Origin of the sequence: Streptomyces sp. NPDC001536 (assembly GCF_042894505.1) — a bacterium.
In the GTDB taxonomy this organism is placed as follows: Bacteria; Actinomycetota; Actinomycetes; order Streptomycetales; family Streptomycetaceae; genus Streptomyces.
In genome coordinates, this window is record NZ_JBIAVQ010000009.1 from 323,303 (window position 1) to 334,700 (window position 11,398).

Consider the following 11,398-nt stretch of genomic DNA (forward strand, 5'->3'; position numbering starts at 1 on the left):
CGTACCGGCGCTGCGGAAACCGGTCTCGGAGGTTGGTCACAGCGGCCGCTTGCGCCTGTGAACTGCGATGCTTGTGTCATGAGCTATGGCACGGCTGACTCCTTGCACTCCCTGCGGCCCGTCACTCTCGACGACGTGCGCGGCGCCCAGAAGATGCTCATGGGTGTGGCGCGGGTGACCGCCATGGAGGGCAGCCGGCATCTGTCCCAGCTGGTGGGCTCGCCGGTGCACTTCAAGTGCGAGAACCTCCAGCGCACGGGCTCGTTCAAGCTGCGCGGCGCCTACGTCCGGATCGCCGGACTGCTGCCCGAGGAGCGCGCCGCCGGGGTCGTCGCCGCGAGCGCCGGCAACCACGCGCAGGGCGTCGCGCTGGCGTCGTCCCTGCTGGGCGTGCGTTCCACGGTGTTCATGCCGAACGGCGCCCCACTGCCGAAGATCAGCGCCACCCGGGAGTACGGCGCCGAGGTCCGGCTGCACGGTCAGGTGGTCGACGAGACGCTGGGCGCCGCGCAGGAGTACGCGGAGCGGACCGGCGCGGTGTTCATCCACCCCTTCGACCATCCCGACATCATCGCCGGGCAGGGCACGGTCGGCCTGGAGATCCTGGAGCAGTGCCCGGAGGTGCGCACGATCGTGCTCGGCATCGGCGGCGGCGGCCTCGCGGCCGGTGTCGCGATCGCGGTGAAGTCGCTGCGGCCCGATGTGCGGATCGTCGGCGTCCAGGCGGCGGGCGCGGCCGCGTACCCGCCCTCGTTGGCGGCCGGGCGTCCGGTGTCGATCGAGAACCCGGCGACGATGGCCGACGGCATGAAGGTCGGTCGGCCCGGCGATGTGCCGTTCGAAATCATCGGCGAACTGGTCGACGACGTGCGTACGGTGTCGGAGGACGAGCTGTCCGCCGCGCTGCTGCTGAGTCTGGAGCGGGCCAAGCTGGTCGTCGAGCCCGCCGGGGCGAGCCCGGTCGCGGCGCTGCTGAGCGACCCGCGTGCCTTCGAGGGACCGGTCGTGGCGGTGCTGTCCGGCGGCAACGTCGACCCGGTGCTCCTGCAACGCGTACTGCGCCACGGTATGTCCGCGCAGGGCCGCTATCTGGCCGTACGGCTCCGGCTGACGGACCGGCCGGGCGCCCTCGCGACGCTTCTCGGGGTGTTGTCAGTGGTGGACGCTAACGTCCTCGATGTGAGTCACGTACGGACCGACCCACGGCTCGGGCTCACGGAGGCGGAGGTGGAGCTGCACCTGGAGACGAAGGGTCCGGAGCACTGCGTCGAGGTCGGCCAGGCCCTGCGGAACGCGGGCTACACGGTCATCGACTGAGCCGCCGGAGCACCGAACTCCCAGCTCAGGAGCTTCTCCATCACTCGTTCGAGTAAGTCCATTGAGAGACGCGATACATCGCGTTATGGTGTGTCTCGTGGCCGGATCGCCGCCACCATCCCGCCACCCATCAGGCGGAGCAAAAAGCACAAACCTAGGCTTTTCGAAGAATCCCCGACGACGTGGAGACTCATATGCCAGGCGCCATCTATGCCGAAGGCCTGGTGAAGACCTTCGGTGACGTAAGGGCTCTGGACGGCGTCGACCTCGACGTGCCGGAGGGCACCGTCCTGGGCCTGCTCGGGCCGAACGGCGCGGGCAAGACGACGACCGTCCGCTGTCTGACGACCCTGCTGCGACCCGACAGCGGCAAGGCGGTCGTCGCGGGCCTCGACGTGCTCAAGCATCCCAACGAGGTGCGGCGCTCGATCGGTCTGTCCGGCCAGTTCGCCGCGGTCGACGAGTACCTGACCGGCCGCGAGAACCTCCAGATGGTCGGCCAGCTCTACCAGATGAAGGCCAAGGACGCGAAGGTCCGGGCCGGCGAGCTGCTCGACCAGTTCAACCTCGCGGACGCCGCCGACCGCCCCGCGAAGACCTACTCCGGCGGTATGCGCCGCCGCCTCGACCTCGCGGCCGCCCTGGTCGTCTCCCCGCCCGTGATGTTCATGGACGAACCGACGACCGGCCTCGACCCGCGCAACCGCCAGCAGCTGTGGGAGGTCATCAAGCAGCTCGTCTCCGGCGGTACGACCCTGCTGCTCACCACGCAGTACCTGGAAGAGGCCGACCACCTCGCGCACGACATCGCGGTCGTCGACCACGGCCGCGTCATCGCCCGCGGCACCTCCGACCAGCTCAAGGCCCGCACCGGCGGCGAGCGCGTCGAGGTCGTCGTGCACGAGCGCGAACACATCCCGACCGCCCGGGAGGTGCTCGCCGGTTTCGGCAAGGGCGACACCACCGTCGAGGATCACACCCGCAAGCTCACCGTGCCCGTCACCGGCGGCGCGAAGCTCCTCGCCGAGGTCATCCGCGAACTCGACGTGCGCGGCATCGAGATAGACGACATCGGCCTGCGCCGCCCCACCCTCGACGACGTCTTCCTCTCCCTGACCGGCCACCACGCCGAGGCCGAGGCGGAGGAGAACGGCGCGAGCGGGGCCGCCAAGGACGCCAAAGACGCCAAGGACCGCCGCCAGAAGAAGGAGGCCGGCAAGTGAGCGCCGTCACCGACGCCGTACGCGTCACGCCCGCCACGAACCCGGTCGGCCAGTCGATCCGGGACTCGCTGGTCGTCGCGAAACGCAACCTGATCCGCATGTCCCGGATCCCGGAGATGGTCATCTTCGGGCTCATCCAGCCGATCATGTTCGTGGTGCTGTTCAGCTATGTGTTCGGCGGCTCCATGAACATCGGCGGCACCACCGACCCCTCGGTCTACCGCGAGTTCCTGATGGCCGGCATCTTCGCCCAGACCGTCACCTTCGCCACCGCGGGCGCGGGCGCCGGGATCGCCGACGACATGCACAAGGGGCTCATCGACCGCTTCCGCTCGCTGCCCATGGCGCGCGGCGCGGTGCTGACCGGGCGGACCCTCGCCGACCTGGTGCAGACGGCACTCACGCTGTTCGTGCTGGCGATGGTCGCCCTGCTGGTCGGCTGGCGCACCCACACCAGCGTCGGCGAGGTGCTCGGCGCCTTCGGTCTGCTGCTTCTGCTCGGATACGCCTTCACCTGGGTCGGCGCCCTGATCGGACTCTCGGTGCGGACCCCGGAGGCGGCCACCTCGGGCGGGCTGATCTGGCTCTTCCCGGTCACCTTCGTCTCGAACGCGTTCGTGGACTCCAGCCAGATGACGCCCTGGCTGCGCCATGTCGCCGACTGGAACCCCTTCAGCGCCACGGTCCAGGCCTCCCGGGAGCTCTTCGGCAACCCGGGGGTCTCACAGTCCGACGCCTGGCCCATGCAGCATCCGGTGTGGGCGTCGCTGATCTACTCGATCCTGATCGTCGTCCTGTTCAGAACGCTGGCGGTGCGGAAGTACCGGTCCGCCACCGCATGAGGAGACGCCGGGCGGCATGACGAAACCCCCGGCGTCGAACAGGACGCCGGGGGTCTGTCGGGGCAATGCGGGGAAAGGGGGATCAGGCGCTGTACGGCTCGGCCTTGAGGATCTTCACGGAGGCCTTCCTGCCGTTCGGCAGCTCGTACTCCGCGTCCTCGCCGACCTTGTGGCCGATCACGCCGGAGCCCAGCGGGGACTGCGGCGAGTAGGTCTCGATGTCGGAGCTGGCGTATTCGCGGGAGGCGAGCAGGAAGGTCGTGGTGTCGTCCTCGTCGCCGTCGAAGGCGATCGTCACGACCATGCCGGGCGCCACCGCCCCGTCCGTGGACGTCGGGGCCTCGCCGACCTTGGCCTTCTCCAGGAGCTGGGTCAGCTGGCGGATGCGGAGCTCCTGCTTGCCCTGCTCTTCCTTGGCCGCGTGGTACCCGCCGTTCTCGCGCAGGTCGCCCTCCTCGCGCGCGGCCGCGATCTTCGCGGTGACTTCCTCGCGCGCGGGACCAGACAGGTACGCCAGCTCTTCCTTGAGCTTGGTGTACGCCTCCTGCGTAAGCCAGGTGACGTCTTCGCTGGTCTGGGTCACAGGTGCTCCTCGTAGGTACTGGGAATACAAAGCATCGCCCTACCCAGAAGAATGTTCCTTCACGGATGGGCGAAACCACGAGCCTAACAATTCAGCGGCCCAAGGGGGAGGACATAAGCCATCAGAATCACGTCAACGCAGGTCAGCGAGTACGTAATGGGGGCGATGTCAGTCGGCGTGACAGCCCAGCAGCTCCGCGGTCGTGCCCGGTGACGTCGTGCGCAGGGTGACGACCTTGTCGATACGGGTGGCGTCCCCGTCGAAGCGGAAGTCGGCCCGGCCGACCTCGGCACCGCTCTCCGCCTGGGAACGCACCGTGCAGTAGCCGCTCGCGCCGGCGTCCTTGCGGACCTCCAGATGCACCTTCACGGCGTCCTGCTCCTGCTCGAAGCTGATCACCTCGGCGCTGATCTTGTTCTGGCCGACGTAGTAGTAGGCGAAATAACCCATCAGCGCGAGCAGCAGCGCCCCGAGCACGACAGCGGCGATCTTGAGCTTGTGGTCGGCGCGCTTGTCCGAGGAACGGCCGTAACGGCCCTCGGGCAGTCGCGTGCTCGCCGTACTCATGATCGTCCTCCGGACGCCGGAATTATTCGCCCCCCGATTCGGTCACTATAGAAGCGCCGATCGCCCCGCCTCACACCAGGGGCGCCGACTTACCAAGGATTGAGTCTTGACTGACCAGCTGCGACTGATGGCCGTCCACGCCCACCCCGACGACGAGTCGAGCAAGGGCGCGGCGACCATGGCGAAGTACGTGTCCGAGGGGGTGGACGTGCTGGTCGTGACCTGCACGGGCGGGGAGCGCGGCTCCATCCTCAATCCGAAGCTGCAGGGCGACAAGTACATCGAGGAGCACATCCACGAGGTACGCAAGAAGGAGATGGACGAGGCCCGCGAGATCCTCGGCGTCAAGCAGGAGTGGCTCGGCTTCGTCGACTCCGGCCTGCCCGAGGGCGACCCGCTGCCCCCGCTCCCCGAGGGCTGCTTCGCCCTGGAGGACGTCGACAAGGCGGCCGGCGAGCTGGTGCGCAAGATCCGCTCGTTCCGCCCGCAGGTGATCACCACGTACGACGAGAACGGCGGCTACCCGCACCCCGACCACATCATGACCCACAAGATCTCGATGGTGGCGTTCGAGGGTGCGGCGGACACCGAGAAGTACCCCGAGGGGGAGTTCGGCCCGGCGTACCAGCCGCGGAAGCTCTACTACAACCAGGGCTTCAACCGGCAGCGCACCGAGGCGCTGCACAACGCGATGCTGGAGCGCGGACTGGAGTCGCCCTACGAGGAGTGGCTCAAGCGCTGGAACGAGATCGAGCGCACCGAGCGCACGCTGACCACGCACATCCCGTGCGCCGACTTCTATGAGATCCGTGACAAGGCGCTGATCGCGCACGCCACGCAGATCGACCCCGACGGCGGCTGGTTCCGGGTCCCGATGGAGGTCCAGAAGGAGGTCTGGCCGACCGAGGAGTACGAGCTCGCCAAGTCCCTCGTCGATACCTCCCTCCCCGAGGACGACCTCTTCGCGGGCATCCGGGACAATGCCTGACATGAGCGCAAGCGTGAGCCTGGCAATGACCCACTTCGCGACCTTCGCCAAGGAGGTCGACGAGGACAAGGTCACCCCCGGCGTCCTCGGTTTCATCGTCTTCGCGGCGATGGCCCTGGCCGTGTGGGCCCTGATGAAGTCGATGAACAAGCACATGGGCAAGGTCGACTTCAAGGAGCCCTCGGACACGGAGGCCGCCGCAGCCGACCCGAAGACCGCCGGCCGGGCCGAACCGCAGAAGGGCTGAGCCACATCACTCCCGGTGACTCACCGGGAGTGATCAGCCCCGCACCGAAGCCACCGGCACCCCCATCACCTCCCGGGCGTGGCGGTTGGGGACCATGCCCAGGCGCCAGGCCTGCCAGCCCGCCTCCAGGTTCACGCCGCGTTCCAGGAGCAGCTGGTACGCCTCGACGTAGTCGTCGAGTTTCTCGTCGCGGAGGGGGTGGCCGGTGCGGCCCAGTTGGGACAGGTCCTCCTGGGCCACCGCGGTGCCGACCTCGACGCCGCCCGGGGCCGCGTAGGGCAGCAGGGTGCAGCGCAGGAAGCGGGCCCAGTCCTCGCCGCGGCGGTCGCCGTACGAGGTGAAGAGGCCGATCGCCTCGTCGCACAGGGTCAGTGCCTGCTGGGTGCGGGCGTTGCCCGCGTCGACCACGGCCAGTTCCAGGCAGGTCCATGCCTCGCCGTGGGCGACGCCGATGCGCTGGAAGTCCGCGCGCGCGTCGACCAGGAGCTGGCGGGCGAAGCCCGAGTTCCGCAGCGAGCCGGTCTGTGAGGCCCGTTGGTCGCGTGTGACCCGGGCCGAGTGGTGGCGGGCGCAGGCCAGGCCGTACACGTCCCGCATGCGGGAGAACATGGTCCTCGACCTCTCCAGCTCCCGTACCGCCAGGTCCAGGTTGCCCGTCTCCTCCAGCGCCTGGCCCAGGTAGTACACCGTCCACGCCTCACCGCGCGCGTCCTCGTTGTCGCGATGCCGGGACGCCGCCTGGCGCAGACCGTCCACCGCGGGGGAGGGGTCGCCGGCGACCAGGCGGGCGCGGGCCAGCTGGGTCAGGGCCCAGGCCTCGCCACGGGCGTCGCGGGTACGGCCGTACAGGTCCAGGGCCGTGCGGAGCTCGGTCTCCGCGCGCGGGACGTCACCCATGCGCAGTGCCAGCTGCCCGAGCTGGAAATGGGCCCAGGCCTCGCCGTGCACGGACTCACCCGCGCGGTGCAGGACCAGGGACCGGGTGAGCAGGTCCATGGCCTCCGCCACCCTCGCCCGGTCGCGTTCCACCGCCGCCAGCGCGTGCATGGTCCAGGCGCGGTCGGTGGCCAGTTCGGGGGCCGCCTGGAGGTCCAGGGCCTCATGGAGCTTGGTCGCGGCCTCCGTCAGATTGCCCTGGTGGTGGAGGGTGATGCCGAGGGAGCACAGCGCGCGGGCCGCGCCGGCGTCGTGATGGGCCTCCATGTAGAGGTCGACCACCGAGGTGAGGGTCGTACGGGCCTTGTCCAGCTCGCCGAGCTGACGGGCCGCGATGCCCGTGCGCCACTGGACCGACCGCAGCAGCAGACCCTGGTCCACCGCCTGCGCCAGTTCGCTGATCTCGCCCAGGCGGTAGAGGTCGCCGCGCAGGAGGCAGTAGTCGCACAGGGCGCCCAGGAGGTTGAGGACCGCGCCCTGGTTCACGCCCTCCGCGTGACGCAGGGTCGAGGTGATGAAGCTCGACTCGTCGTCCAGCCAGCGCAGCGCCTCGTCCAGGGAGGTGAAGCCGTGCGGGCTGAAGCGGTCCGAGCGGGTCGACATGTTGCCGTCGACCAGGCGCAGGACCGAGTCGGCGAGCTCGGCGTAGTTCACGATGAGACGTTCCTGCGCCGAGTTGCGCTCCGCCGGTTCCTCCTCGTCCAGGAGACGCGCCTGGGAGAAGGCGCGGACCAGGTCGTGCAGGCGGTAGCGGTCCCCGCGGACGTGGTCGATCAACCCCGCCCGGGACAGCGCGACCAACTGACGGGTCGCCTCCGCCTGGTCGGTGGCCAGCAGCGCCGCGGCCGCCGCCGCGCCCAGGGACGCCCGGCCGGCGAGGGCCAGGCGCCGCAGCAGACGGCGAGCCGTGTCCGACTGGTCGGTGTAGCGCAGCCACAGCACCCGCTCGACCGGTTCCACCGGACCGTACGCCCCCAGATCCGAGGCGAGCGCGCGAGGTGAGCGCGGGCCGAGGGAGGACCCCGCGACGCGCAGCGCCAGCGGCAGACCACCGCACAACTCCCGTATCCGCTCCGACGCATCGGCGTCGTACGGACCCGAGGCGTCCTGCGCCGCCGCCCCCAGCAACTCCTCCGCGCCCGCCGCGTCCAGCGCCTCGACCGGCAACTGGTGCACCCAGGCCGGCAGATCGGCGGGCAGGTCCAGGGAGGTGCGGGCGGTGACCAGGACCAGGCTGTCGGAGCGCTCGGGGACGAGGGTGCGGACCTGTTCGGGGTCCGAGGCGTCGTCCAGGACGATCGTCACCGGCAGCCCCGTCAGATGCTGGTGGTACAGCTCGCCCAGCCGCTTGACCTGCTGGTCCGGTGAGGAACGCTCACGGAAGAGGAGTTGCTCGCGGGGCGCGCCCAGCCGGTTCAGCAGATGCAGCAGGGCGTCCCGCGTCGACAGCGGCGGCTCCTCCGGGCTGTCGCCGCGCAGGTCCACGACGCAGGCGCCGCGGAAGTAGTCCTTCAGGTCGTGGGCCGCCCGCAGCGCGAGAGCCGTGCGGCCGCTGCCGGACGAGCCGTACAGCACGACCACCGTCGGCCGGGTCTCCGTGCTGGCCCGGGCCGCCTGCACCCACTGCCGGATCCGGCCCAGCTCCTGCCGCCGACCCGCGAACGCGGCCACCGGCTCCGGGAGTTGACCGAAGGACTGCTGGAGCAGATTCCGGCCGCGCGCCGCCGCGCTCTTGTCGGCGCCCTTCAGCCGCGGCCCCGTCTTCTTCGGCCCCGTCGAGGCGCTCAGCACCCGCTGCTGGTCGAGGAACGGCCGGATGCCCCGCACCTCCAGCGCCGTCAGCCACGCCAGCCGCAACTGCTCGGGTCCGCCGGGCTGTCCCACCGCACCCGCCTGATGATGCGCGGCGGGCAGATGCGCACCGGCGACCTTCACCACGGTCGCCGCGGCGCCCACCACGCCGACGGCCGCACCGGCACCGAGCGCCGTGCCCGCGCCGGTACCGAGCGCCAGGTCGGTGACGACGGCCGCGAGGGCGGCGACGCCCGCCACCATCAGCGGGGTGCCGCCGCCTTCCTTCGCGTACCGCTGTCCGAACGTGAGCTGGCCGGCCGCCGCCTCGTCCAACGCGCGCGTGTAGGCCTCGTACTCCTCCGCGGCGCTCTGCGCGATGGCGTCCAGCGCTCCACGTCCTCGCGCCATCAGCACCGGCCCGTCGGTACGCCCGCCGGAGCGCCGCACCTCCTCCTCCACGGCCCGTGCCAACAGCCGCTCGGCATCCACCCGATGGCTGTCCCGCATGTCACGTCCCCCTCCGGTGACAACTCCTTTGGCTATGAGTGTCCTTCGGGGGAGCCGTCAATGCGAGAGGGCCGACGATCACCGAGGGCGAGAAACCCGCAGGCGTCGGCGAGCGTGGACGCCCCGCGAGGGGGGCGCGCCGGTCGCCGTGTGCTTCTACGCCGTACCGGAGGGCGTGGGAGAGTGGAATGGTGAACCGACTGGCGCATGAGACCTCCCCGTACCTCCTTCAGCACGCCGACAACCCGGTCGACTGGTGGCCCTGGTCGGCTGAGGCCTTCGAGGAGGCGCGCAAACGGGGCGTCCCGGTCCTGCTCAGCGTCGGCTACAGCAGCTGCCACTGGTGTCACGTCATGGCGCACGAGTCCTTCGAGGACCAGGCGACCGCCGACTACCTCAACGCCCACTTCGTGAGCGTCAAGGTCGACCGCGAGGAACGCCCCGACGTAGACGCCGTCTACATGGAAGCCGTCCAGGCCGCCACCGGCCAGGGCGGCTGGCCCATGACCGTGTTCCTCACCCCGGACGCCGAACCGTTCTACTTCGGCACGTACTTCCCGCCGGCGCCCCGGCACGGCATGCCGGCCTTCCGGCAGGTGCTGGAGGGGGTGCGGAGTGCGTGGAGCGACAAGCGGGACGAGGTCGCCGAGGTGGCCGGGAAGATCGTGCGGGATCTCGCCGGGCGGGAGATCAGTTACGGCGACACCCAGGCACCCGGTGAGGAGGAGCTCGCCAAGGCGCTGCTCGGGCTGACCCGGGAGTACGACCCGCAGCGCGGCGGGTTCGGCGGGGCGCCGAAGTTCCCGCCGTCCATGGTCCTCGAGTTCCTGTTGCGGCATCACGCGCGGACCGGATCCGAGGGTGCGCTCCAGATGGCGCAGGACACCTGCGAGCGGATGGCCCGCGGGGGCATCTACGACCAGCTTGCCGGCGGCTTCGCGCGGTACTCCGTCGACCGTGAGTGGGTCGTGCCGCATTTCGAGAAGATGCTCTACGACAACGCCCTGCTCTGCCGCGTCTACGCCCACCTGTGGCGCGCCACCGGCTCCGAGCTCGCCCGCCGGGTCGCCCTGGAGACCGCCGACTTCATGGTGCGCGAACTGCGGACCGCGGAGGGCGGGTTCGCCTCCGCGCTCGACGCCGACAGTGATGACGGCAGCGGGAAGCATGTCGAGGGGGCCTATTACGTCTGGACGCCCGGGCAGCTCACCGAGGTCCTCGGAGCGAAGGACGCCGGACTCGCCGCCCACTACTTCGGGGTGACCGAGGAGGGGACGTTCGAGGAAGGCGCATCCGTCCTCCAACTCCCGCAGCACGAGGGTGTGTTCGACGCCGAGCAGATCGACTCCGTCAAGAGCCGGCTGCTCGACGCGCGGGCCCGGCGCCCCGCTCCCGGCCGGGACGACAAGGTCGTGGCCGCCTGGAACGGGCTCGCGATCGCCGCGCTCGCCGAGACCGGCGCCTACTTCGACCGGCCCGACCTGGTCGACGCCGCGGTGGGGGCCGCCGACCTTCTCGTACGGCTGCATCTCGACGAGCAGGCGCGGCTCGCGCGTACCAGCAAGGACGGCCATGTCGGCGCCAACGCGGGGGTGTTGGAGGACTATGCCGATGTCTCGGAAGGGTTCCTCGCACTGGCCTCCGTCACCGGTGAGGGCGTGTGGCTGGAGTTCGCCGGGTTCCTGCTCGACCACGTCCTGGCACGGTTCGTGGACGAGGAGTCGGGCGCGTTGTTCGACACCGCCTCCGATGCCGAACGGCTCATCCGGCGGCCTCAGGACCCCACCGACAACGCGGCTCCTTCGGGGTGGACCGCTGCCGCGGGTGCCCTGTTGAGCTACGCCGCCCAGACGGGTGCCGAGCCCCATCGCGCCGCCGCCGAGCGGGCCCTTGGGGTCGTCAAGGCGCTCGGGCCGCGGGTGCCGCGGTTCATCGGGTGGGGGCTCGCCGTCGCCGAGGCGATGCTCGACGGGCCGCGGGAGGTCGCGATCGTGGGGCCCGCGCTCGACGATCCGGGCACAAAGGCCTTGCACCGTACGGCACTTCTGGGCACCGCCCCCGGTGCCGTCGTCGCGGTCGGGGCGACGGGGAGTGACGAACTGCCGCTGCTCGCCGACCGACCTCTCGTCGGCGGTGAACCAACCGCGTATGTCTGCCGTAACTTCACATGTGACGCTCCGACGACCGATCCGGACCGGTTGCGCGCGGCGCTGAGCGGCTGAAATACCGTTACCCGGGTGTCATCCGGTGTTCGGTTTCGCCCCTAAGTCACCACACTCCTCCGAAACATACTATTTATTGGAACAGATCCCGCTGTTCACAGATCACCCATAACCTCTCCACAGTGATCGCGACGGATGTGACTGACCGTCGCGGCAGGGGGTTTCGGGATCT

9 protein-coding genes are annotated in these 11,398 nt (G+C 70.1%); 6 read left to right on the forward strand and 3 right to left on the reverse strand.

Going from position 1 to position 11,398, the window contains the following annotated elements; translation table 11 throughout:
• Positions 1-78: 78 nt before the first annotated feature.
• The 3 genes from ilvA to ACFY0U_RS25500 all read left to right on the forward strand — a co-directional run bounded on the left by ilvA (position 79) and on the right by ACFY0U_RS25500 (position 3,382).
• Positions 79-1,317, forward strand: a complete 1,239-nt coding sequence (ilvA, locus tag ACFY0U_RS25490; RefSeq protein WP_388639448.1) for a threonine ammonia-lyase — start codon at positions 79-81, stop codon at positions 1,315-1,317.
• 194 nt (positions 1,318-1,511) lie between these two features.
• The gene (locus ACFY0U_RS25495) at positions 1,512-2,540 is read left to right on the forward strand and encodes an ATP-binding cassette domain-containing protein (RefSeq protein WP_388639450.1); all 1,029 of its coding nucleotides are present in this window, start codon (positions 1,512-1,514) and stop codon (positions 2,538-2,540) included.
• On the forward strand, positions 2,537-3,382 hold the full coding sequence (locus tag ACFY0U_RS25500; RefSeq protein ID WP_388639452.1) for an ABC transporter permease: 846 nt from the start codon (positions 2,537-2,539) through the stop codon (positions 3,380-3,382). The genes ACFY0U_RS25495 and ACFY0U_RS25500 overlap by 4 nt, the downstream gene beginning before the upstream one ends.
• A gap of 82 nt (positions 3,383-3,464) precedes the next feature.
• Here ACFY0U_RS25500 and greA read toward each other — a convergent pair whose 3' ends face one another.
• Both greA and ACFY0U_RS25510 read right to left on the reverse strand, forming a co-directional pair.
• Positions 3,465-3,965: a transcription elongation factor GreA gene (gene greA / locus ACFY0U_RS25505; RefSeq protein ID WP_388639453.1), complete on the reverse strand. Its 501-nt coding sequence runs from the start codon at positions 3,963-3,965 to the stop codon at positions 3,465-3,467.
• A 168-nt stretch (positions 3,966-4,133) separates the two neighbouring features.
• Positions 4,134-4,532 (reverse strand): DUF4307 domain-containing protein, encoded by a 399-nt coding sequence (locus ACFY0U_RS25510; protein ID WP_388639455.1) that lies wholly within the window; start codon positions 4,530-4,532, stop codon positions 4,134-4,136.
• A 127-nt stretch (positions 4,533-4,659) separates the two neighbouring features.
• Here ACFY0U_RS25510 and mca point away from each other — a divergent pair, with 127 nt between their 5' ends.
• Together mca and ACFY0U_RS25520 are read left to right on the forward strand one after the other, a co-directional pair.
• A complete protein-coding gene (gene mca, locus ACFY0U_RS25515; RefSeq protein WP_388639638.1) occupies positions 4,660-5,520 on the forward strand; it encodes a mycothiol conjugate amidase Mca in 861 nt (286 codons plus the stop codon).
• The gene (locus tag ACFY0U_RS25520) at positions 5,513-5,767 is read left to right on the forward strand and encodes a hypothetical protein (protein ID WP_388639456.1); all 255 of its coding nucleotides are present in this window, start codon (positions 5,513-5,515) and stop codon (positions 5,765-5,767) included. The genes mca and ACFY0U_RS25520 overlap by 8 nt, the downstream gene beginning before the upstream one ends.
• Positions 5,768-5,800: 33 nt before the next feature.
• Here the strand turns inward: ACFY0U_RS25520 and ACFY0U_RS25525 are convergent, their stop codons facing one another.
• Complete coding sequence (locus ACFY0U_RS25525; protein WP_388639458.1) at positions 5,801-9,004, reverse strand: tetratricopeptide repeat protein; 3,204 nt, start codon at positions 9,002-9,004, stop codon at positions 5,801-5,803.
• A 188-nt stretch (positions 9,005-9,192) separates the two neighbouring features.
• Here ACFY0U_RS25525 and ACFY0U_RS25530 point away from each other — a divergent pair, with 188 nt between their 5' ends.
• Entirely contained in the window at positions 9,193-11,226 is a 2,034-nt protein-coding gene (locus ACFY0U_RS25530; RefSeq protein ID WP_388639460.1) for a thioredoxin domain-containing protein, read from the forward strand.
• The last annotated feature ends 172 nt before the right edge of the window (positions 11,227-11,398 follow it).

Bases quoted from the DNA above. Each gene is read 5' to 3' on its own strand.
- ilvA (WP_388639448.1), top strand. From the start codon at position 79: ATGAGCTATGGCACGGCTGACTCCTTGCACTCCCTGCGGCCCGTCACT.
- ACFY0U_RS25495 (WP_388639450.1), top strand. From the start codon at position 1,512: ATGCCAGGCGCCATCTATGCCGAAGGCCTGGTGAAGACCTTCGGTGAC.
- ACFY0U_RS25510 (WP_388639455.1), bottom strand. From the start codon at position 4,532: ATGAGTACGGCGAGCACGCGACTGCCCGAGGGCCGTTACGGCCGTTCC.
- mca (WP_388639638.1), top strand. From the start codon at position 4,660: ATGGCCGTCCACGCCCACCCCGACGACGAGTCGAGCAAGGGCGCGGCG.
- ACFY0U_RS25520 (WP_388639456.1), top strand. From the start codon at position 5,513: ATGCCTGACATGAGCGCAAGCGTGAGCCTGGCAATGACCCACTTCGCG.
- ACFY0U_RS25525 (WP_388639458.1), bottom strand. From the start codon at position 9,004: ATGCGGGACAGCCATCGGGTGGATGCCGAGCGGCTGTTGGCACGGGCC.
- ACFY0U_RS25530 (WP_388639460.1), top strand. From the start codon at position 9,193: ATGGTGAACCGACTGGCGCATGAGACCTCCCCGTACCTCCTTCAGCAC.